This is a genomic window from Streptomyces sp. NPDC007872 (assembly GCF_042868165.1).
GTDB lineage: Bacteria > Actinomycetota > Actinomycetes > Streptomycetales > Streptomycetaceae > Streptomyces.
In genome coordinates, this window is record NZ_JBIAEA010000001.1 from 52,493 (window position 1) to 76,296 (window position 23,804).

The following is a 23,804-nucleotide window of genomic DNA, read 5'->3' on the forward strand; positions in this document are numbered from 1 at the left end:
CTCCACACTAATCATGACGAACCGGATGACCGACTCCATTCGCCCACCAGCCGCCCCATGGCCCAACGGGCCGGCCCGGCATACGCCGCGAGGGCGAGGGCCGGTCCCTCGATCCGCAGCGTCGTGGCCGATCCGGCCGGCCGGGTGAGGACCGCGTGGTGCAGCCGCAGGCGCACCGGCCCGAGGCGGACCCGCCACGTCCACCGCCGCCGTTCCTCGTCGACGGACTCCACGACGAACAGCGCGCGGACACCGAAGAACGAGACGACCTCGCCGCGCATGCCGGGCGCGATCCGCCCGCCGTCCACCCGCACCGCCCTGATCTGGGGCGACCACGTCGGCCAGAGGGCGGGCAGGGCGTAGCGTTCCCAGGCGTCCCCCGCGGGGGACGGACCGGCGGCCCGCAGTGTCACGGCCGCCATCGGCCCGCCCGGCCCTCAGCCGACCCGGCCGTGGACGAACTCGTCGAGGGCCTTGCCCGGCCGCAGGCCCACCTCGCCGTCCTCGTCGTGGAAACTGCCGAAGCCCAGGAGGGTGACCGTCGCGCCCTCCCTGAGCGCCTCGGCGATCGCCCCCGCGTCCTCGACCGTGCCGAACACGGCGTCGACGACCCGTCCGATCTGCTCGGAGGACGGGGCGTCCCCGTCCGCCACCTTGCGCGTGACCGCCTCGATCAGTCCGGACCTGTCCATGCGACGCATCCACTCCTCGACGGGAAGACCGGTGGAGCGGCGGCCACCTCACCTGCCGGTCGCCGCCGTCCGGGGCCACCATCGTCACACCGCCGCCGCTCTCCCGCACGCGGCGCGCGGCCGTAGGCTGCCCGTGTGCACAGCGTGGAACTGCTGCCCGACCCGGCGACCGAGCGGGCCGTCCGGGACGCGTGGCGGCGTCTGGCGGACGCCGGCCTGCCCAGCCAGGCCGGGCACCGCCATCCGACGAACCGGCCCCACCTCACCCTCGCCTCGGCCGACGGCCTCCCGCCGGAGGTGCGCGCCCGGTTGCTCCGCCTGCTGGCGGAGGCGCTGCCCGTCCCGCTGCGCCTCGACGGGCTCGTACGGTTCTCCGGCCGGGTCCACGTCCTGGCGTGGGCCGTGCGGCCCGACGACGCCCTGCTCCGGTTGCACGAGGCGGTGTGGCGGACCCTGCGCGAAGCGCCGGAGAGCGAGAGGGCGAACCCCCTCCTCGATCCGGCCCGCTGGGTCCCCCACATCACGCTCGGCCGCGGGCGCGAGGCCTCCTGGGACGGGCCGGCGGACGAGGTGCTCTCCCCGTCCGCCGGCCCGTCGGCAGGTGTCCCGGCCGGGGCGTGGACCTCCGCCCGGAGCTACGACTCGGTCACCCGTACGGTGGAACGCCTCGTCCCCTAGGGGGCGTCCGGGGCCGGCAGGAAGCCCGTGCCCCGGAAGTAGGCCAGGTAGCGCACGAGGACCTCCTCCGTCAGGGCCGGTGGCCGTACGCCGAGTTCCGCCGCGGCCCCGGCCGTGCGGCGGGAGTCGAAGCGGCGCCCGTCGGCGTCCACCGCTCCCCCGGCGCCGCCGCCCCCGTTCCCGTCCTCGCCGAGGAACAGTTGGGCGGCGTTGTCGGGGCGGGCCGCGACGCGCGCCCGCCACTCCTCGGTGGACACCCTGCGCAGCTCGTAACCGAGCTTCTCGGCGGCGGCGAACACCCGCTCCAGGTCCGGGGCGTCCGGATGGGTGAGCTGGAAGGTCTCCGTGCCGTCGCGGCCCGCCGAGGCGAGCGCCACCACCGCCGCGCTGACGTAGTCCACGGGCACCCAGCCCGTCGACCCGTGCGGCAGGTCGGGGACCGCCTTCGCCTGGAGGCAGCCCTTGATGAGCTGCCACAGCAGGTCGCGGTCCTGGCAGGCGCCGGTGGCGGTGTCGCCGCTGATGCGGCCGGGCCGGTGGACGGTGACGGGGAGGCCCCGTTCGCGCGCCAGGCCGATCAGGCCCTCCGCGACCCACTTGCTCTGCGCGTAGCCGTCGGGCAGGCCCTCGGGCGGGCCGGTCGGCGTCGTCTCCGTGACCGTCACGGGGCCGGGCGACGGGGCGTGGACGCTCGTGGTGGACACGTAGTGCATGCCGGGCGAGCCGGAGTCGGCGAGCAGCCGCAGCAGTTCCCCGGTCCCGGCGACGTTCGCGGCGCGCAGGTCGCGGTAGCCGGCCGCGAAGTTGACCCGGGCGCCGTTGTGCAGCACCGGGCCGAGCCGGCGGACGAGCGCGGTGCGGGCCTCCGGGGAGAGGCCGAGGCCCGGGGCGGCGAGGTCGCCGGGCACGGGGTGGATCAGGTCCCGGTAGCGGTCGCGCCAGAGGCCGTAGCGCCGCAGGTTCTCCCGCAGCCGGTGCGCGCCGTCCTCCTCGCCGTCCGCCCGGACCAGGCAGTCGACCGGGCCGCCGGTCGTCTCGATCAGGTCGCGCAGCAGGAACGCGCCGAGGAAGCCGGAGGCGCCCGTCAGGAAGGGCCGGGGCGAGGGGCGGGAGGGGCGTCGCCGTCCCGGGTCCGCCGGGGCGGGCGTCCGTCCGGCGCCGGTGACGTCCTCGGGCAGCCGGACCTCCGCCGCCCAGTCGACCGGCCTCGGGGCGGCGGCGTCCTCGGTGTCGTCCAGGAGGCGGGCGACGCCCTCGACCGTCGGGGCGGCGAACAGGGCGCGCAGCGACGGGCGCCGGCCGCACCGCTCCTCGATCCGCTGGGCCAGGGTGACGGCGAGCAGGGAGTGTCCGCCGTGGTCGAAGAAGTCGTCCGTGACGCCGATCCGGGGCAGTCCGAGCGTCTCCGCGAACACCTCGCACAGCGCCCGTTCCCGGTCCGTGCGCGGTGCGCGTCCGCCGGCGGTCGGTTCCCCGGGCGCCGGCAGGGCCTTGCGGTCGGTCTTTCCGTTGGGGGTGACGGGCAGCGTGCCGAGGACCACGTGGGCGGAGGGGACCATGTGGTCCGGCAGGGCGTCCGCGAGGCGGGCCCGTACCTCCGCCGTGTCGAGGGCCGCCGCCCCTTCGGCGGGCACGGTGTAGGCGACCAGGCGGCGGTCGCCGGGCCGGTCCTCCCGTACGACGGCGCAGGCGGCGGCGACGCCGGGCAGCGCGGTGAGCGCCGCCTCGACCTCGCCGAGCTCGATGCGGAAGCCGCGCAGCTTGACCTGGTCGTCCACGCGTCCGGCGTATTCGAGTTGTCCCTGGTGGTTCCACCGGGCCAGGTCGCCGGTGCGGTACATGCGGCCGCCCGTCCGGTCGAACGGGTCGGCCACGAACCGGGAGGCGGTGAGCCCCGGCCGGTCGTGGTAGCCGCGGGCCAGGCCCTCGCCGGAGACGTACAGCTCCCCCACCACGCCGGGCGGTACGGGGGCGAGCCGGTCGTCGAGGACGCGGACCCGGGTGCCGTCGACGGGTGCGCCGATCGACACCGTGCGGTCCGGGGCGAGCGGTCCGTCCGCGTGCTGGAAGCCGCTCATGGTGGCGCAGACGGTGGTCTCGGTGGGGCCGTAGGCGTTGACGAGGTGCCGTCCGCGCGCCCAGGTGCGGGCGAGGGCGGGCGGGCAGGCCTCGCCGGCCAGGACGATCGTGGTCCCTGCGGGGAGCGAGTCCGGCGGCATGACCGCGAGGGCGGCCGGCGGGAGCGTCAGGTGGGTGACGCCGTGGTCGCGCACCCGGGCGGCGAGGGCCGGTCCGGGCAGCAGGGCCTCGCGTGCGTCGATCTCCAGGCAGGCCCCGGAGAGCAGGGCCATGCACAGCTCCCAGAAGGCGGCGTCGAAGCTCACCGACGCCAGGTGCAGGACGCGACTGTCCGGGGTGAGCCGGAGCCGTTCCCGCTGGGTCGCGGCCATCGCCCCGACGCCCCGGTGGGTGACGACCACGCCCTTGGGGCGGCCGGTGGAGCCGGAGGTGTAGATGACGTACGCCGGGTGCGCCGCGTCCGGGAGGGGCAGCGGGGCGGACGGGTCCACGGCCGGCGCGTCGTCTCCGGGGTAGAGGGGGGCGACCGGGGTGTCCGGGAGGCGCCGGTGCAGTTCGGGGGTGGTGAGCAGCAGGCGGGGGGCCGCGTCGTCGAGCATGTGGGCCAGGCGGGCGGCCGGGTAGTCGGTGTCGAGGGGCAGGTAGGCCGCTCCGGCCCTGAGCACGCCGAGCAGGGCGACCACCAGGCCGGCGTCGCGGGGCAGGGCCACGGCCACCCGGTCCTCCGGGCCGATGCCCCGGGCGGCGAGCCGCCGGGCGAGGGCGTCGGCGCGCGCGTCGAGTTCGCGGTAGGTCAGGGTGGTGTGCGCGTCGCGGACGGCCGGGGCGTCGGGGGTCTGCCGTACCCGGTGGGCGAAGAGGGCGGGGAAGGTCTCCTCCGGCAGGTCCCGGGTCGGTCCGGTCCCCCACCGGGCGAGGCGGGCGTTCTCGGCGTCGCCGAGGACGTCGTAGGCGTGCAGGGGCAGGCCCGGGTCCTCGGTGACGGTGCCGAGCAGGCGGACGAGCCGGTCGGCCAGGCCGCGCACGGTGTCCGCGTCGAAGAGTTCGGTCGCGTAGTCGACGGAGGCCCGCATGCCGCCGGGCGCGTCCGCGCCGCCGGGCGTCTCCACGAAGGTGAAGGAGAGGTCGAACTTGCTGGCGCCGAGGTCGGCCGGCACGCCGTGGACGGTGAGGCCGGGGAGGTCGACGGGGTCGGCGGGGGTGTGGTTCTGGAGCACCAGCATCGTCTGGAACAGCGGGTGGTGCTGGGCGCGGGCCGGGTTGAGGAGTTCCACCAGCCGTTCGAAGGGGACGTCCTGGTGGGCGTGGGCGGCCAGGTCGAACTCCTTGACGCGGTGCAGGAGTTCGCGGAAGGTCGGGTCGCCGCTCAGGTCGGTGCGCAGCACGAGCGTGTTCACGAAGAAGCCGACCAGGTCGGCGGTCGCCTCGTCGGTGCGCCCGGCGACGGCCGTGCCCAGGGGGACGTCCTCGCCGGCGCCGTGCCGGGAGAGCAGGAGGGCGAGGGCCGCCCGGAGCACCATGAAGACGCTGCACCCGTTCTCGCGGGCGAGTGCGGCGATCCGCCCGGCCGTGGCGTCGTCGACGGCGAAGTGGTGGGTGGCGCCCTCGTGCCGGGGCGCGGAGGGACGCGGGCGGTCCCGGGGCAGTTCGACGCAGGCGGGCAGTCCGGCCAGGGCGTCCCGCCAGAAGGCGAGTTGGCGCGAGACCGGGCTGTCGGGGTCCGTCTCGTCGCCGAGGAGTTCCCGCTGCCACAGCGTGTAGTCGGCGTAGTCGACGGGCGGCGGGGTCCAGGCCGGGGCCGCTCCCCCGAGGCGGGCGCGGTAGGCGGTGCCCAGGTCGCGGACGAGGGGGGCCAGGGAGGAGCCGTCGGCGGCGATGTGGTGGATGACGAGGACGAGGACGTGGGACTCGTCCGCGAGCCGCAGCAGGGTGGCCCGCAGCGGGAGTTCGCGTTCGACGTCGATGGGTTCGGCCACGGCCCCGGCGATCCGGTCCGCGCCCTTGTCCTCGTCGACGGAGTCGACGGGGAGCACCGGCCGGGCCTCCTCGGGCGCGAGGACGTGCTGCACCGGATGCCCTCCCCGCTCGGGGAAGACGGTGCGCAGGGGGGCGTGGCGGGCGACGACGTCGTGGAGGGCCAGGCGCAGGGCGTCCGCGTCGAGCGCGCCGTCGAGGCGTACGGCGAAGGGGATGTTGTACGTGGCCGAGGGGCCGTCGAGCCGGTGGAGGAACCACAGCCGCCGCTGGGCGTACGACAGGGGCAGCGCGTCGGGTCGCGGCCGGGCCGTCAGGGGCGGGCGGGCCGGGCGTCCGGCGTCCTCCAGGGCGGCGGCGAGCGAGGCGACGGTGGGGTGTTCGAAGAGGGTGCGGATCTCGGTCTCGGCGTCGAGCGCGGTGCGGATCCGGCCCACGAGCAGGGTCGCGAGCAGCGAGTGGCCGCCCAGCGCGAAGAAGTTGTCGTCGGCGGCGACCTCCGGCAGGCCGAGCACGTCGGCGAAGAGCCCCGCGAGGATCTCCTCGCGGGCGCCGCGCGGGGCCCGCCCGGCGGTGGCCGGGGCGGCGGCGGGCGCCGGCAGGGCCGCCCGGTCGAGCTTGCCGTTGGCCGTCAGCGGCAGCGCGTCCAGGGTCTGCACGGCCGAGGGGACCATGTAGGCGGGCAGGCGGCCGCCCACGTGCGCGATCAGGGCGGCCGGGTCGGGCGTGCGGCCGGGGACCGGGACGACGTAGGCGGTCAGGACGCGGTCGCCGGGCCGGTCCTCGCGGACGACGACGCACGCGGCGCGCACCGAGGGGTGGGCGCGCAGGGCGGCCTCGATCTCGCCCGGCTCGATGCGGTGGCCGCGCAGTTTGACCTGCTGGTCGGCGCGGCCCACGTGGACGACGTCTCCACCGGGGGTGCGGCGGACCAGGTCGCCGGTGCGGTACATGCGGCCGCCCGCGGGGTCCGAGGGGTCGGCGACGAACCGGGCGGCCGTCTGCCCCGGCTGCCCGAGGTAGCCGCGGGCCACTCCCGGGCCCGCCAGGTACAGCTCGCCCTCGGCGCCGTCCGGCACGGGGCTCAGCGAGGCGTCCAGGACGAGGGCGCGCACCCCGTCGAGGGGCCGTCCGACGGGCGGCACGCCGTCCGGGTCCCCGTCGGCGGCGACCTGGTGCAGGAGGGCGAAGGTGGTGGCCTCGGTGGGGCCGTAGGCGTTGAAGAAGCGGGTGCCGGGGTGGGCGGCGGCGAGCCGCTGGAGCACTCCGGGGGCGGCGGCCTCCCCGCCGGCTGCGGCGAGGCGGAGCAGGCCGAGGGCGCCGGGGTCGGTCTCGGCGAAGACGTTGAACAGGGCGGTGGTGAGGAAGGCCGCGGTGACGCCGTGGCGGGCGACGAGTTCTCTGAGCCGCTCGGGCTGGAGCACGCCGTCCGGCGCCACCACGATCCGGCCGCCGCGCAGCAGCGGCACCCAGATCTCGAAGGTGGCGGCGTCGAAGACGTAGGCCGAGTGCAGCAGGACCGCGTCGGTCGCGCCGTCGCCCCAGGTCCGTTCGGCCGCGAGCGCGGCGACGTCGGCGTGGGTGACGCCGACGGCCTTGGGCAGGCCGGTGGAGCCGGAGGTGAACATGGTGTAGGCGAGCCGGGCGCCGCCGGGGGCGGCGGGCAGCGGGCCGGGGGCGGCGGGGCGGCCGTCCCGTACGCGGCCGGCGGCGTCCACGGTCACGATCCGCGTCCCGGGGCCGAGCGAGCGCACCCAGGGGTGGGTGCGGTTCCCTTCGTCGACGACCAGGAGGCGGGGGGCGGCGGCCCCGGTCACCCGGGAGAGCCGGTCCTCGGGCCAGCGGGGGTCCAGGGGGACGTAGGAGGCGCCCGCGCGCAGGACGCCGAGCGGCGCGGTGACCTGGGCGGCCGAGCGGCCGACGAGGAGGCCGACGCCCTCCTCGGCGGTCGCGCCGAGCCCCGTCAGGGTCCCGGCCAGGTCGTCGGCGAGGGCGCACAGCTCCCCGTACGTGAGCCGTTCGCTGGCTCCGGTGACCGCGACCGCGTCCGGGTGGGCGGCGGCGTGCCGGGCGACGGCGTCCGGGAGGCCCGGGGCGAGGGCGGCGGCCGGGAGGGCGGTGCCCTCGCCCCGGGCGAGCAGCGTCTCGCGCTCGCCGTCGAGCAGGACGGACACGGTGTCGGCCCGGCGGTCGAGGCCGTCGGCCAGCGCGGTCAGGAGGACGCGCATGCGGGCGACCGTGCGGGCCGTCTCCTCGCGGTCCAGGGCGCTGGGGCGGAAGCCGAACGTGATGCGCAGGGCGGTGCCGGGGGCGATGGTGAGGGTGAGGGGGTAGTGCGCGGCGTCCGTGCCCTCGAACCCGGTGACGGCGAGGCCGGGGAGCCCCTGCCGGGCGGTGCGCAGGGTCTCCTCGTCGAGCGGGTAGTTCTCGAACACGGCCAGGGTGTCGAAGAGGGTGTCGAGGCCGGTCGTCGCGCGTATCTCGGTCAGGCCCACGTGCTGGCTGCCGAGCAGCCGGCCCTGTTCGTCCTGGAGTCGGGTGAGGAGTTCGGCGAGGGTCTCGCCGGGGCGCAGGGACAGGCGCACCGGCACGGTGTTGATGAAGAGGCCGATCATCGACTCGACGCCGGGCAGCTCCGGCGGGCGGCCGGAGACGGTCGTGCCGAAGAGGACGTCGTCGCGGCCGGTGAGCCGGGAGAGCAGCAGGCCCCAGGCGCCCTGGACGAGGGTGTTGAGGGTGAGCCGGTGGGCGCGGGCGGTCGCCCGTAACCGCTCGCTGGTCACCGCGTCGAGTTCGAGGACCAGGGTCTCGGGCAGTTCGTCCGGACGCGCCGCCTCCGTGGCGCCGCGCCCGGCGAGCAGCGTCGGCGCCTCGATGCCCGCCAGGGCGGTGCGCCAGGTGTCGAGGGCGGCGGCCCCGTCCTGCCCGGCCAGCCAGGCGAGGTAGGTGCGGTAGGGGGTGACGCGGGGCAGGGTGAGGTCGTCGCCCCGGTGGGCGTACAGCTCGAACAGCTCGCGCACCAGGATCGGCATCGACCAGCCGTCGAGCAGGATGTGGTGGCTCGTCATCACCAGGCGGTGGTGGCCGGGGGCGGTGCGCAGCAGGGCGAAACGCATCAGCGGCGGGGTGGTGAGGTCGAAGCGCCGGGTGCGGTCGGCGGCGAGGAAGGCGCGGACCCGCTCCTCGACCGTCCGTCCGTCGTCCGGCGTCGTGAGGTCGTGCTCCTCCAGGGGCACGGGGACGTCGGCGGCCACGGCCTGCACCGGTTCGTCGAGGTCCTCGTGGAGGAAGCCCACGCGAAGGTTGGCGTGCCGGCGCAGGAGCGTGCCGACGGCGGCGCGCAGCACGGCCGTGTCGACGGCGCCTTCGAGGGTGAAGGCGAACTGCGCGGTATAGACGTCGACGGCGTCGGAGTCGTACAGGGCGTGGAAGAGCATGCCCGCCTGCAACGGCGTCAGCGGCAGGACGTCTTCGAGCTGGAACCCGGTCACTTGCGGCCACCCCACTTGTTCTTCAGTCGGTCGAGCTGGTTCTGGTCGAGGGAGACCAGGGGAAGGTCGGACGGCGTCCAGCCGCCCGCGTCGGGCCGTTCGGCGTGTTCGGCGATCGCCGTCAGGGCCCTGTCGAAGGCGTCGGCGAGGGCCGCCACGTCCTCCTCGTCGAGCAGGCCGGCGGGCCAGGTCCAGCGCGTCACGAGGCGCGGTCCGCCGGGCCGGTCCTCGGTGTGGGCGTTGATGTCCAGGACGTGGTGGACGGGCATGTCCCGGTCCTGGGCGGCCGGGCCGCCGCCGTCGAGCACCACCTGCCAGTCGGCGTCCCCGTCGCCCGCCGGGTCCTGCGCGGCGTACCGGCCGAGGTAGTTGAAGCCGATCTGGGGTTCGGCCGCGCCGTCGCGGCGGGCCCGCGCCCCGGGGTCGAGGCGGTGGAGCACGCCGTGGCCGATGCCGTGGTCCGGCACGGCCCGGAGCTGTTCCTTGACGCGCTTGACGGCCCGGTCCACGAGGCCGGCGTCGAAGCGGGCGGGGTCGCGCGGGTCGAGGGGGCCGGGGTCGAGCAGGACGGGGTGGAGACTGGTGAACCAGCCGACCGTGCGGGACAGGTCGAGGTGTGCGGCGATCTGCTCGCGGCCGTGGCTCTCCAGGTCGATCAGGACGCCGGTGCCCTCCGGGCGCGGCGCCCCGGTCCGGTCGGCGCGCCGTGCCCGCCAGGAGCGGACGGCGAGGGCGAGCGCGGCGAGCAGGACGTCGTCCACGCCCGCGTGGAAGGCGGCCGGGGCGGTGGTGAGCAGGGCCGCGGTGCGGGGGGCCGCCGGGTGGGTGGTCAGGGTCCGGGTCCGGCCCGCCGTGTCCCGCGCGGGGTCGAGGGGCCGGTCGGCGAGCGGCGGGTCGGAGGCGCGCGCCACCGTCTCCCACAGCGGGAGTTCGGACGCCCGGGCGCCTTCCTCGGCCTGGGCGGCGAGGAGGCGCGCCCAGGACCGGTAGGAGGTGGTGACGGGCGGGAGGACGGGGGCGTCCGGGGCCGGTACGGGGTCGGTCCCGGTGGACGTGCGTACCGGGTCGGTGGTGGCGGTCACCGCGCGCCAGGCGGTCGCCAGGTCCTCGGCGAGCACGCGCCAGGACACCGCGTCGACCGCCAAGTGGTGCACGACGAGCAGGAGCCGTCCGCGGGCGTCCGGCCCGGCGTCGCACCACACCGCCCCGAACACCTCGCCGTGCGCGGGCCGCAGCCGCCGTCTGGCGTGCTCGCCCGCTTCGGCGAGGGCGGAGCGGACCTCGTCCGCGTTCCGCCCGGTGACGTCGATCCGGGTGAGGCGGGGGCGGACCGGTACGGTCCCCCGGGGCAGGGTCTCCAGGGCCGGTTCGCCGCCGGCGGTGCGGACGACCCGTGCCCGCAGCATGTCGTGGTGGTCGACGAGGAGCTGGAGCGCGGCGACCAGGCGTTCCTCGTCGGCGCCCGCGGGGGTGCGCAGCACGGCGGACTGGTTGTAGCCGTCCGTGGGGCCCGGCCGGTCCAGGAACCAGGCGGCGATGGGGGTGAGCGGCATGGTGCCCACACCGTCGTCGGCCGGTGCCGGGGTGCGTTCGTCGAGCTCCTCGGCGGCGGCCGCGATCGCCTCGGGCGTGCGGTGCAGGAAGACGTCCCGGGGGGTGACGCCGAGCCGGTTCTCGCGGATCCGGCTGACCAGTTGGATGGAGAGGATGCTGTCGCCGCCCAGGGCGAAGAAGTCGTCGTCGGTGCGCACTTCGGGCACGCGCAGCACCGTGGCGAACACGTCGCACAGGATCCGTTCCCGCGCGGTGCGCGGCTTGCCGCCGTCCTGCCGTCCGGTCCCGGCGGCGGGCCGGGCGGGGGCCGGGAGGGCGCGCCGGTCCGTCTTGCCGTTGGGCAGCAGCGGCAGCGCGTCCAGGGGGACGAAGTCGGCGGGGATCATGTACGGCGGGAGGGACGCGGCGAGGCGTTCCCGCAGGGCGCGGGCGTCGGGGATCCCGGGGCCGCCGGGCGCGGGGACGGCGTAGGCGACGAGGCGCTGCTCGCCGGGCCGGTCCTCGCGGACGAGCACGGAGGCGGCGGCGACGCCGTCGAGCGCGGTGAGGGCGGCCTCGATCTCGCCGGGCTCGATGCGCAGGCCGTGCAGCTTGACCTGGTCGTCGGCGCGGGACACGTAGGCGAGGAGGCCGTCCGCGTCGCGGCGGACGAGGTCGCCCGTGCGGTACATGCGCGTTCCGGGGGGCCCGAACGGGTCGGCGACGAACCGTTCGGCGGTCAGGCCGGGGCGGCCGAGGTAGCCGCGCGCCAGGCCCTCGCCGGCCAGGTACAGCTCGCCCACCACGCCCGGCGGGACCGGGGCGAGGGCGTCGTCGAGGACGTACGCGCGGGTGTTGTCGATCGGCCGGCCGAGGGGCACCGTGCCCGCGTCCCGCGTTCCGGACGCGGTCGGGTCGGACGCGGTCGGGCCGGACGCGGTCGGGCCGGTCGGCGTGGCGTCGGCGGGCCGGTGGTGGTGGGCGGTGGCGTCGACGGTCGCCTCGGTCGGTCCGTACAGGTTGTGCACCTCGGTGCCCCAGGCCCGTCCGGCGCGTTCGGCCAGGGAGGCGGTCAGGGGCTCGCCGCCGCACAGGACGGCCCGGAGGGAGGCCGGGGGTTCCTCGCGCCCGGTCTCGCCGAGGACGAGGGAGAGGAGCGAGGGCACGAACTGGGCGACGGTCACGCCTTCCCGGCGCATCCGGGCGAGGAGTCCGGCCGGGTCGTGGTTGAGGGCCGGCGGCACCGGGCAGGTGGCGCCGCCGTGCAGCAGCGGCAGCCAGGTCTCCCACACCGAGGCGTCGAAGCTGGGCGAGGTGCGGGCGAGGACGCGGTCGGCGTCGGTGAGGGACAGGTGGTCGGCCATCCAGGCCATGTGGTTGGTGAGCGCGGCGTGGGTGACGACGACGCCCTTGGGGCGGCCGGTCGATCCGGAGGTGTGGATGACGTAGACGGCGTCCCGCGGGTCCGGTGCGGCGTCCGGTACGGATACGGGCTCGGGTACGGGCTCCGCCGCCGTCTCCGGTCCGTCGACCGTGAGGACCGGCACCGGCAGGTCCGGCAGCGTCCTCAGGGTCGCCGTCGTGGTCACGAGCAGGACGGGCCGGGCGTCGTCGACCACGAAGCCGAGCCGGGCGGCGGGGTACTCCGGGTCGACCGGCAGCCACGCGGCGCCCGCCTTGGCGACCGCCAGCATCGCCACCACCTGGTGGGTGGTGCCGGGCATCGCGAGCGCCACCACGTCCCCGTGGCCGACCCCGCGCCCGCGCAGCAGGCGCGCCAGGGCGTCGGAGAGCGCGTCGAGTTCGGCGAAGGTGGTGTTCCGCTCGCCGTCCCGTACGGCGACCGCCCCGGGAGTGCGGTCGCGCTGGGCGCGGAACGCCTCGGGCACGGTCCGCGCTCGTACCGTCCGGGCGGGGCCGTGTCCGCTCCGGACGAGCGCGGTCCGCTCGTCCGCCGTCAGGACCCCGACCGTACGGACGGGCCGGTCCGGGGCGGCGGCGAGCGCGCCGAGGAGCCGGGTCAGACGGGCGGCGAGGGCGTGCGCGGTGGGGGGCGCGAAGAGGTCGGTGGCGAACTCCAGGTGCCCGTCGAGTCCGGCCGGGCGGCCCTCCTCGTCACGGCGCTCGGTGAACGTGAACGTGAGGTCGAACTTGCTGATGCCGGTGCGGACCGGCTGCTCCGTCACCGTGAGGCCCGGCAGGTCCACGCTCGCCCCGGCCTGGTTCTGGAGCACCAGCATGGTCTGGAAGAGCGGGTGGCGGTTCTGGGCCCGCTCGGGGTCGAGCGCGTCCACGAGCCGTTCGAAGGGCACGTCCTGGTGGGCGTAGGCCGCGAGGTCGAACTCCCTCACCCGGTCCAGGACTTCGTCGAAGGTGGGGTCGCCGGACAGGTCGGTGCGCAGGACCAGGGTGTTGACGAAGAAGCCGACCAGGTCGTCGAGCGCCTCGTCGGTGCGGCCCGCGACGGGTGTGCCCAGCGGGACGTCCTCGCCGGCGCCGTGCGCGCGCAGCAGCACCGCGAGCGCGGCCTGGAGGACCATGAAGAGGCTGCATCCCCGGGCCCGGGCGAGGTCGGCGAGGGCGCGGTGCGTCGCGGCGTCCACCGGGAAGGCGAACGCGTCGCCCCGGTGGGTGGCGACGGCCGGGCGCGGCCGGTCGAGCGGCAGGTCGAGGAGGTCGGGCAGTCCGGCGAGCGCGGTCCGCCAGAACTCCAACTGCCGGGCGGCCGTGCCGGACGGGTCCTCCTCGTCGCCGAGGAGCTCCCGCTGCCACAGGGTGTAGTCCGCGTACTGGACGGGGAGTCCGGCCCAGGCCGGCTCCTCCCCCGCGACGCGGGCGCGGTAGGCCGTGCCGAGGTCGCGGGCGAGGGGGGCGAGGGACCAGCCGTCGCCCGCGATGTGGTGGACGAGGAGCACCAGGACGTGGGAGTCGTCCCCGAGGCGGAGCATCCGGGCCCGCACCGGCCGTTCGGCGCTCACGTCGAAGGCGTACGCGGTCTCGGCGCTCAGGACCGCGTCGAGCAGGTCCGGTGCGACGTCGCGGGGCGTCAGGTCGAGGTCGGCGCCGGCGGCGTCGAGGACCCGCTGGCCCGGCACTCCCCCGGTGTCGGGGAAGACGGTGCGCAGGCTCTCGTGCCGTTCGACGACGTCCGTGAGGGCGCGGGTCAGGGCGTCCGTGTCCAGCGGCCCGTCCAGGCGCAGGACGAGCGGCACGTTGTACGTGGCGCTCGGGCCCTCGAAGCGGTGGAGGAACCACAGGCGTCGCTGCGCGGGGGACAGCGGCATCGGGTCGGGCCGGTGCGCGACCCGTTCGAGCCGCGCCCTGGCCGTTCCCGCGCCGTCGAGGGCGGCGGCGAGCGCCGCGGGCGTCGGGTGCTCGAAGACGGTCCTGACCTCGATCTCCACGTCGAGCACGGTGCGCAGCCGGGCGGCGAGGCGGGTGGCGAGCAGGGAGTGGCCGCCGAGGGCGAAGAAGTCGTCGTCGGCGCCCGCGGTCCGCAGGCCGAGCAGGTCGGCGAAGAGGCCGCAGACGATCTCCTCGCGGGCGGTGCGCGGGGCCCGGCCGCGGGCGGGGGCGTCGTGGGCGGGCGCCGGGAGGGCGGCGCGGTCGACCTTTCCGTTGGGGGTGAGCGGGAGGACGTCGAGCGGGACGATCGCGGCGGGGACCATGTAGGAGGGCAGGACGCGGCCGACCTCGCGGGCGAGGGCGCCGGGGTCGGGGCGAGCGCCGGCGACCGGTACGACGTAGGCGACGAGCCGCCGGTCGCCGGGCACGTCCTCGCGGACCAGGACGAAGGCGTCGGCGACCTCGGGGAGGCCCGCGAGGACGCCCTCGATCTCGCCGGTTTCGACGCGGTGTCCGCGCAGCTTGACCTGGCCGTCGGCGCGGGCGACGTACGCGACGTGCCCGTCCGGGGTCCAGCGCACGAGGTCGCCGGTGCGGTACATGCGGCCGCCGTCGGCCGCGAAGGGGTCGGCGACGAAGCGGGTGGCGGTCGGGCCGGGGCGCCCGGTGTAGCCGCGCGCCACGCCGCGCCCGGCGAGGTACAGCTCGCCCACCACGCCCGGCGGGACCGGGCGGAGGGCGTCGTCCAGGACGTACAGGCGCATGCCGTCGAGGGGGCGGCCGATGGGCGGCGGTCCGGCCGGGAGGTCGGCGGCGACGGCGTACCGGGTGGCGAAGGTGGTGGTCTCGGTGGGTCCGTAGACGTGCAGGACCCGGGTGTCGGGGGCGAGCGACGCGACCCGCTGCATGGCGTCGGGTGAGGCGAGTTCGCCGCCCGCGCACACCGTCCGGAGGCCGGCGAAGGCGCCCGGGTCGGTCTCGGCGACGACGTTGAACAGGGCGGTCGTCAGGAAGACGGCCGTCACCCCGTGTTCGTGGACGGCGGCGTCGAGGGTGCGGGCCTCCAGGAGGCCTTCCGGTGCCACGACGACCCGGCCGCCGTTGAGGAGGGGGGTCCAGATCTCGAAGGTGGAGGCGTCGAAGACGTACGCGGAGTGCATCAGGACCGCGTCGGCGGCGCCGTCCGCCCAGGCCGCGTCGTGCGCGAGGGCGGCGACGTCCGCGTGGCTGACGCCGACGCCCTTGGGCAGGCCGGTGGAGCCGGAGGTGAACATGGTGTAGGCGAGGGCGGCCGGTGCGGGTACGGGCACCGGGGTGCCGGGCCGGTCGGGGGCGCCGCGCAGGACGCGTCCGAACCGGTCCACGACGAGGAGCGGCAGGCGGCCGGCGCGTGCGGTCACCCAGGGGGTGGCGGCGTTCTCCTCGTCGACGACCAGGACGCGGGGCTCCGCCACGGCGGCGACCCGGTCGAGCCGGTCGTCGGGCCAGCGCGCGTCCAGCGGGACGTAGGCGGCGGCCGCGCGGACCGTTCCGAGGGAGACCGTCACCACGGCGGGCGACCGGCCCAGGAGCACGCCGACGGAGTCCTCGGGTCCGACGCCGAGCCCGGCGAGGGCGGCGGCGAGGGCGGCGGAGGCGCGGTCGAGGTCGGCGTAGGAGAGGGTGGCGGCGCCGTCGGTGACGGCCGGCGCGCCGGGGGTGCGGCGCGCCCATCGCGCGAAGAGCGCGGGCAGGGTGCCGTCGGCGGCCCCGGATCCGGTCCCGGCCTCGGCGGGGAGGGCGCGGCCGGTGCCCCAGCGGGTGACGCGGAGGTGTTCGTCCGGGGTGAGCGGGTCGTACCCGGACAGGCGCCGGTCCGGGTCGGCGACCACCTGTTCGAGCAGCCGGAGGAGCCGGGCCGCGAGCGCCTCGACGGTGGCGCGGTCGAAGAGCGCGGTGGCGTACTCGACGCCGCCGGACAGACCGCCCCCCGTCCCGGCCCCGTTCCCGGCCCCGTTCCCGTCTCCGTCCTCGTCCTCGCCGAAGGCGAAGGTGAGGTCGAACTTGCTCAGTCCGTTGTGGACGAGCCGGTGCTCGACGGCGAGGCCGGGCAGGTCGGGGCGGACGGGCCGCTGGTTCTGCAGGACCAGCATGGTCTGGAAGAGCGGGTGGTGGTCCCGGGCGCGGACGGGGTTGAGGCTCTCGACGAGCCGCTCGAACGGCACGTCCTGGTGGGCGTGGGCGGCGAGGTCGAACTCCCTGACGCGTCCGAGCAGTTCGCGGAAGGTCGGGTCGCCGGACAGGTCGGTGCGCAGGACCAGCGTGTTGACGAAGAAGCCGACCAGGTCCTCCAGTGCCTCGTCCGTGCGGCCCGCGACGGGCGAGCCGAGCGGGATGTCGTCGCCCGCGCCGTGCTGCCGCAGCAGTGCGGCCACGGCCGCCCGGAGCACCATGAAGAGGGTGCTGCCGGAGGCGCGGGCCAGGTCGAGGAGGCCCGCGTGCAGGGCGGGCGGCACGTCGAGGGGGACCACGGCGCCCCGGGGGTCCGCGACGGCGGGGCGGGGCCGGTCGAGGGGCAGCTCGATCAGTTCGGGCAGGCCCGCGAGCGCGGTGTGCCAGTGGTCGAGCTGCCGCGCCAGGACGTCGCCGTCCTCCCGGAGGAGGTCGTGCTGCCAGAGGGCGTAGTCGGCGTACTGGATCGGGGTCCCGGCCGCCGGTTCGGGCGCCCGGCCGGCGAGCCGGGCCCGGTAGGCGTCGCCGAGGTCCCGGGTCAGCGGCCCCAGGGACCAACCGTCGCCCGCGATGTGGTGGAGGACCAGGACCAGGACGTGGTGCTCGGGGGCGGCGCGCAGCAACCGGGCGCGCAGCGGCGGGTCGGTGAGCACGTCGAACGGTTCGCGCACGGCGGCGAGGACGGCCGCCTCCAGGTCCGTCGGCGCCGTGCTCTCGACGGGCGGCCGGGGGGCGGCGCCGGCGGCGGGCAGCACCGTCTGGTGGGGCACCCCGTCCCGTTCGGGGAAGACCGTGCGCAGCGCCTCGTGGCGCTCCACCACGTCGAGCAGGGCGGCGCGCAGGGCGTCCGCGTCCAGTGCGCCGCGCAGCTCCAGGACGAGGGGGACGTTGTAGGTGGAGCCGGGTCCTTCGAGCCGGTTGAGGAACCACAGCCTGCTCTGCGCGAAGGACAGCGGCAGGGGGTCGGGGCGCCGCCGGACGGGCGTCACCGCGGGCCGGGCCGGGCCCGCCGGGTCCAGGACCCGCGCGAGGGCGGCGGGCGTGGGGTGTTCGAAGAGGGTCCGTACGGCGAGGTCGGCGCCGAGCACGGCGCGGACGCGGCTGACGACGCGCATCGCGAGGAGGGAGTGTCCGCCGAGGTCGAAGAAACTGTCGTGGGGTCCGACCGAGGAGCGTTCCAGGACGTCGGCGAAGATCCCGGCGACCAGGTCCTCCCGGAGGGTGCGCGGGCCCGGCCCCGTCCGGTCCGGGTCGTCGTCGGCGGGGGCGGGCAGGGCGCCGCGGTCCACCTTGCCGTTGGGCAGCAGCGGCAGCGCGTCGAGGACGACGACCGCCTCGGGGACCAGATGGTGCGGCAGCGTTCCGGCGAGCGCGTCCCGCAGGGCGGTGGCGCCCGGCGCCGGGTCGGCGGTGACGGCGTACGCGACGAGCCGGCGGCGCCCCGGGGCGTCCTCGCGGACCACCGCGCAGGCGGCCGTGACGCCGGGCAGGTCGAGGAGGGCGGCGGTCACCTCGCCGGGTTCAATGCGGAAGCCGCGGAGCTTGACCTGGTCGTCGGCGCGTCCGAGGTGTTCGAGCAGCCCGTCGCGGTTCCACCGGGCCAGGTCGCCGGTGCGGTACATGCGGGCGCCGGGGGCGTCGAACGGGTCGGCCACGAACGCGGCGGCCGTGAGGGCCGGGCGGTCGAGGTAGCCGCGGGCGAGGTGGGGGCCGGAGAGGTACAGCTCGCCGGTGACGCCGGGCGGCACGGGGCGCAGCCGCTCGTCGAGGACGTAGGCGCGCGTCCCGTCGACGGGCCGTCCGATGGGGACGGATCCGCCGGAGGCCGGGCGGGCGGACTCCGCCGGGTCCACCCGGTGGGCGGTGGCGTCGATGGTCGCCTCGGTCGGCCCGTACAGGTTGTGCGGCTCGGCGTGCCACCGGGCGGCGACGGCGTCGGCGAGGGCGCGCGGGAGGGGTTCGCCGCCGCACAGGACGGCCCGCAGGGCGGGCGGCGGCGTCCCGGCCTCCTCGGCGAGGACGAGTTCGAGGTGGGAGGGCACGAACTGGGCCACGGTGACGTCGAACCGGCGCATCCAGGAGAGGAGTTCGCGCGGTTCGCGGTTGGCGCCGGTGGGGGCCACGCAGACCTGGGCGCCGTGCGTGAGCGGCAGCCACAGCTCCCAGACGGAGGCGTCGAAGCTGGTGGAGGTGCGGGCGAGGACCCGGTCGTCCGGGGCGAGGTCCAGGTGGCGCGCCATCCAGGCCATGTGGTTGGCGAGGGCCGCGTGGGGGACGACGACGCCCTTGGGGCGGCCGGTCGACCCGGAGGTGTGGATGACGTAGGCGGCGTCCGCCGGGTGCGGGGCGGCGGTTTCCCCGGATCCGGGCGCCGGGTCCCCGGCCCGTACGGCCGGGTCGTCGAGGGAGAGCCGGGGTATGCCGCCCGTCGGCGTGTCGGCGGGGACGTCCGTCCCGGTGAGGAGCAGCACGGGGCGCGCGTCGTCCAGGATCCGGCGGATGCGGGCGTGGGGGTACTCGGGGTCGACGGGCACGTAGGCGGCTCCGGCCCGCAGCACGGCCAGCATGGCGACGACGGTGTCCGCCGAGGCCGGGACCGCGAGCGCCACCAGGGTGCCGCGGCCGGCGCCGCGCTCGCGCAGCACGCGGGCGAGGGCGTCGGCCCGCGCGTGCAGCGCGGCGTACGTGAGGGTGGTGCGCGGGTCGCGCACGGCGGGCGCGTCCGGGGTGCGGGCGGCCCACTCCCCCACGGCCTCGGGCACGGTGAGGGCCGGCAGCGGGCGGCGCTCGCCGCGCCCCCGCTCCAGGAGGTCCGCGCGCTCCTCCGGGGCGAGCGGGTCGAAGTCGTCGACGGCGCGGTCGGGTTCGGCCACGGCGCGGGTGAGGACGCGGGCGAACCGGTCGGCGAGCGCGCGGGCGGTGGCGGGCTCGAAGAGCTCCGTGGCGTACTCCAGGTGGCCGCCGAGCCGTACGGCCTCCCGGGCCTCCGGGGTCTGCGGGGTCTCCCGTCTCTGCGGGGTCTGCGGAGTCTCCGGGACCTCCACGAGGGAGAACGTCAGGTCGAACTTGCTGATGCCGGTGTGCCGGGACCTGTCCCGCACGGTGACGCCGGGCAGGTCGAGCGCGGCCGTCCGCTGGTTCTGGAGCACCAGCATGGTCTGGAAGAGCGGGTGGTGGCCGCCGGACCGGTCCGGGTTGAGCTCCTCGACCAGCCGCTCGAAGGGCAGGTCGGCCCGGTCGAAGGCCGCGAGGTCGAACGCGGCCACCCGGCGCAGCAGTTCGCGGAAGGTCGGGTTGCCCGAGAGGTCCGTGCGCAGCACGACGGTGTTGACGAAGAAGCCCACCAGCTCGTCCAGGGCCTCGTCGGTCCGGCCCGCCACCGCGGTGCCCAGCGGGATGTCGGTGCCCGCGCCGTGCGCGCGGAGCGTCACCGCGAGCGCGGCCTGGAGGACCATGAAGGGCGTGCAGCCCGCGTCGCGGGCGAGGGCGCCGAGCCGGGCGTACGCGTCGGCGGGCAGGTCGAACGGCACCGCGCCGCCCCGGTGGTCCGGGACCGTCGGGCGGGGCCGGTCCAGGGGCAGTTCGAGGAGGTCGGGGGCGCCGCGCAGGGCGTCGCGCCAGAAGGCGAGCCGGCGTGCCACCGGGCTCTCCGGGTCGACGTCGTCACCGAGCAGTTCCCGCTGCCAGAGGGTGTAGTCGGCGTACTGGACGCGCAGTTCGGGCCAGTCGGGGGCGGTGCCCGTGGTCCGGGCGCGGTAGGCGGAGCCGAGGTCCCGGCAGAGCGGGGCCAGGGACCAGCCGTCGGCGGCGACGTGGTGGAGCACGAGGACCAGGACGTGCCGGTCGGGGCCGGTGGCGAGCAGCCGGGCGCGCACGGGGAGGTCGGTGGTGAGGTCGAAGGGCTCCGAGGTCAGGCGGCGTACCGTCCGCTCGGCCCAGTCCCCGGCCGGTTCGCCCGCCGGGGGCGTCTCGACGGCGAGGGGGACGAGGTCCTCGGCGTCGCGCGCGTCGGCCACGATCTGGCGGGCGGCGCCGTCGTGTTCGGCGAGCACGGTCCGCAGGCTCTCGTGGCGGGCGACCACGTCGGCGAGGGCGCCGCGCAGCGCCCCGGTGTCGAGGGGTCCTTCGAGGTCGAGGACGAGCGGCACGTTGTAGGTGTCCCCCGCGTCCTCGGCGCGGTTGAGGAACCACAGCCGCTGCTGTGCGAAGGACGGCGGGAGCGGGTCGGGCCGGTCCTGGGGGACGAGGGCGGGCCGGGTCTCGCTGGTCGTGCCGAGGGTGGTGGCGAGGGAGGCCACCGTGGGGTGCTCGAAGAGGTCGCGCAGTTCGGTGTCCGCGCCCGTCGCGGCCCTCACCCGTGCGACGAGCCGGGTGGCGAGCAGGGAGTGGCCGCCGAGGGAGAAGAAGTTGTCGTCGACGCCGACGGCGGGCACGCCGAGGACGTCGGCGAAGAGGCCCGCCAGGACCTCTTCCTGCGGGGTGCGCGGGGCGGTCCCCCGGGCGGCGGGGGCCTGGGGCGCGGGCAGGGCCCGCCGGTCGACCTTGCCGTTGGCGTTCAGCGGCAGCGCGTCGAGGAGGACGAACACGGAGGGGACCGTGTACGCGGGCAGGACGCGGCTGAGGGCACGGGCGAGTCCGGAACCGTTGGGGCGGGTGCCGGGGGCCGGTACGACGTAGGCGACGAGCCGGCGGTCGCCCGGGGCGTCCTCGCGGACCAGGACGCACGCGGCGCGGACGTCGGGGCGGGCGAGCAGGACGTTCTCGACCTCGGCCGGTTCGATCCGGAAGCCGCGCAGTTTGATCTGTCCGTCGGACCGTCCCGCGTACTCGACGTCCCCGTGCGCGGTCCAGCGCGCCAGGTCTCCGGTGCGGTACATCCGGCCGCCGTCCGGGTCGTACGGGTCGGGGACGAACCGGGTGGCGGTGAGGCCGGGCCGGCCCAGGTAGCCGCGGGCGACGCCGGCGCCGCTCACGTACAGCTCGCCCACGACGCCGGGGGGCACGGGGCGGAGGGATTCGTCGAGCACGTACAGGCGCGTGCCGTCGAGGGCCCGGCCGATGGGCGGGACGCCGGGGGCGCCGGGCCCCACCGGGTGGCGGGAGGCGAACGTGGTGGTCTCGGTGGGCCCGTACACGTTCAGGACGCGGGTCCCGGGCGCCGCGGCGGCCGTCCGTCCCATCAGGTCGGGGGCGGCGGCCTCGCCGCCCGCGGCGACCAGGCGCAGGCCCGCGAAGGCCGTCGGGTCGGTCTCGGCGACGACGTTGAAGAGGGCCGTGGTCAGGAAGAGGGCGGTCACGCCGTCGCGGGCGGTCGCCTCCTTGAGCCGGCGCGCGTCCAGGAGTCCGGCGGGGGCGACGACGACCCGGCCGCCGTTGAGGAGCGGCACCCATATCTCGAAGGTGGAGGCGTCGAAGACGTACGCCGAGTGCATCAGGACCGCGTCGCAGGTGCCGGTCCAGGCGGAGTCGGCGGCCAGGGCGAGGACGTCGGCGTGGCCGACGCCGACGCCCTTGGGCAGGCCGGTGGAGCCGGAGGTGAACATGACGTAGGCGAGCCGGTCGCCGCGCGGGGTTCCCGGCAGCGGGCCGGGCCGTTCCGGGCCGCCCCGGAGGAGCGTGCCCGTGCGGTCGACCACGAGGACGGGCAGCCGGGTGGCGGCCACCTTCACCCAGTCGCGTCCGGCGGCCTCCTCGTCGACGACCAGGGCGCGGACGCGGGCGGTCCCGGCGACGCGGTCGAGGCGCTCGGCCGGCCAGTCGGCGTCCATCGGCACGTACGCGGTGCCCGCCTCCACCGCGCCGAGCGAGGCGGTCACGACGGCGGCCGAACGGCCCACGAGGACGCCGACGCCGTCCTCGGCGCGGAGGTTCCAGCCGGTGAGGGAGCGGGCCAGGGCCGTGGCACGCCCGGCCAGTTCGCCGTACGAGAGGGTGGTGGGGCCGTCCACGACGGCGGGGGCGTCCGGGGCCGTGCGGACGCGCGCGGCGAACGCCTCGGGCAGGCTGGTGGCCGTGGTCCCGGCCGGCAGGGCCGCGCCGCGCCCGTGGTCGAGGAGCTTCCCGGCGGCCCGCGCGTCGAGCAGTGGGAGGTCGCGCACGGGTGTGCCGGCGTCCGTGTCGGCGAGCGCGGCGAGGAAGCCGACCACGGCCTGCTGGTGGAGCCGGACGTCGTCGGGGTGGTAGAGCGCGGGGTTGGTGTCGAAGCCGATCAGCGGGCCGGTGCCCTCGGCCCGTTCGGAGACGAACAGGGACACGTCGTCGACGGGGCCGATGGACAGCAGCCGGGAGGTGGCGGGGCTGCCGCCGAAGTCCAGGTCGTAGTCGTACCCCATGACGTTCACGACGAGGTCCGTGAGGCGTGCCGCCCCGTCGGCCAGGTTCAGTTCGCGGGCCAGTTGTTCGCGCGAGAAGCGGCGGTGGCGCAGGGCACCGCGCATCTCGGCGGCGACGCTCCGGACGAGTTCCCCGACCGTCGTGCCGGGGTCGACGGCCAGTCTCAGGGGCAGGACGTTGGAGGTCATCCCGATCACGTGCCGGAGGGAGCCGTGGCGGCCGTGGGAGGCGAGACCGACGCAGACCTCCCGGCGTCCGGTGACCCGGGCCGTGTAGGCGGCGACCGCCGCGACGAGGACCGCGCTCCAGGTGGTGCGGTGGCCGGCGGCGAGCCGTCTCAGGCCGTCGAGCACGGGCAGTGGGAGGGTCTCGCCCGTGTGCAGGTCGGCGGCGCCGGGGCGGGCCGGGTCGCCGCCGTCCGCGGACCGGTCGGCGGGCCGGGCCAGGTCCGTGCGTCTCCTGAGGAGGGGGTTGCCGTCCTCGGGGCCGGGTCCGTCCGCGGCGCGGTCGGCGAATCTGCCGGTCCAGTGGGCGCGGTCCGCCTCCAGCCGGTCGGAGGCGCGGTAGGCGGCCTCGTCGGCCACGAGGGCGCGCAGGGGTCCGGTGGGCGGTTCCGCCTCCGCGAGGTCCTCGCCGCCTGCCGCACGCGCGTAGAGGTCGGCCACGGTCCGGGCGAAGAGCGCGCCGCCGAGGCCGTCGACGGCGATGTGGTGGTAGCGGACGTACCAGTAGTGGAGGCGCGGGCCGAGCCGCAGCAGCGCGAAGTGGTGGGTCGGCGCGTCGAGGCGGTCGACGGTGGCCATGTCGTCGGCCATGTACCGCTCCGCCGCCGCGGCGGGGTCGTCGGTTCCCGTGAGGTCGACCCGGCGCAGCCGGTCGGTTCCGGCCGGCGGGCGGACGACACGCTGCCGGACGGAGCCGTCGTCGGCCGTGAACGTGAGGTTCAGGCTGTCGCAGAGGTGGACCGCCCGGTTGAGGGCCGCGGAGAATAACGTCTCGTCGACGCCCCCGCGAATCTCCATGCATTCCCCGATGTTGTATTTCGGGCTGTCCGGGTCGACCAGTTGGCCGTACCACACACCTTGCTGGGCCGTGGTCAGTTCGAGGTATTCGGGAGCGGATTCGTCCGACGGAACGGAGGGGTATTCAGGCATGCCGACGACACCTTCGGTGAGGTTTTACAGGGGACGGTCGAGCGGCGGACGGGCATTCGGCGAGCCGAGATCGGGAACGGTCTTTTCCCGCGTGACGGGACACGCGGGGAGACATGGCGAGGCCTTCGCCGCGGATGCCGTGGGGATCTCGCGCGGGGACGCGCCCACCCCGTCCGGTCCGTGCGGACCGCACGGACCGGACGGGAGGGGAAGGAAGTCACGAGGTGCCCCGCCGCCGTCTCGTGAAGAGGGTTTTCGGGACACCACGCGCACGTGTCGATCGCACATGACCGACAAGGGATCACTTCTGAGCG

At 76.6% G+C, this 23,804-nt stretch carries 5 protein-coding genes; 1 reads left to right on the forward strand and 4 read right to left on the reverse strand.

The window, feature by feature from the left end; all coding sequences use genetic code 11:
- Window positions 1-11 precede the first annotated feature (11 nt).
- Both ACFYNX_RS00285 and ACFYNX_RS00290 read right to left on the reverse strand, forming a co-directional pair.
- On the reverse strand, window positions 12-422 hold the full coding sequence (locus ACFYNX_RS00285; RefSeq protein WP_365550772.1) for an SRPBCC family protein: 411 nt from the start codon (window positions 420-422) through the stop codon (window positions 12-14).
- Window positions 423-437: 15 nt separating this feature from the next.
- Entirely contained in the window at window positions 438-692 is a 255-nt protein-coding gene (locus ACFYNX_RS00290) for a DNA-binding protein (protein ID WP_365550775.1), read from the reverse strand.
- A 135-nt stretch (window positions 693-827) separates the two neighbouring features.
- On the opposite strand from ACFYNX_RS00290, the gene ACFYNX_RS00295 reads away from it, so the two are divergent.
- Window positions 828-1,370, forward strand: a complete 543-nt coding sequence (locus tag ACFYNX_RS00295; RefSeq protein ID WP_388655942.1) for a 2'-5' RNA ligase family protein — start codon at window positions 828-830, stop codon at window positions 1,368-1,370.
- On the opposite strand, the gene ACFYNX_RS00300 is transcribed toward ACFYNX_RS00295, so the two are convergent.
- Together ACFYNX_RS00300 and ACFYNX_RS00305 are read right to left on the reverse strand one after the other, a co-directional pair.
- On the reverse strand, window positions 1,367-8,914 hold the full coding sequence (locus tag ACFYNX_RS00300; protein ID WP_388655945.1) for an amino acid adenylation domain-containing protein: 7,548 nt from the start codon (window positions 8,912-8,914) through the stop codon (window positions 1,367-1,369). The genes ACFYNX_RS00295 and ACFYNX_RS00300 overlap by 4 nt on opposite strands.
- Entirely contained in the window at window positions 8,911-23,490 is a 14,580-nt protein-coding gene (locus ACFYNX_RS00305) for an amino acid adenylation domain-containing protein (RefSeq protein WP_388655948.1), read from the reverse strand. Before ACFYNX_RS00305 ends, ACFYNX_RS00300 begins: the two co-directional genes overlap by 4 nt.
- Between the last annotated feature and the right edge of the window lie 314 nt (window positions 23,491-23,804).

Coding starts and splice junctions, on each gene's coding strand:
- ACFYNX_RS00290 (WP_365550775.1), bottom strand. CDS start 692: ATGGACAGGTCCGGACTGATCGAGGCGGTCACGCGCAAGGTGGCGGAC.
- ACFYNX_RS00285 (WP_365550772.1), bottom strand. CDS start 422: ATGGCGGCCGTGACACTGCGGGCCGCCGGTCCGTCCCCCGCGGGGGAC.
- ACFYNX_RS00305 (WP_388655948.1), bottom strand. CDS start 23,490: ATGCCTGAATACCCCTCCGTTCCGTCGGACGAATCCGCTCCCGAATAC.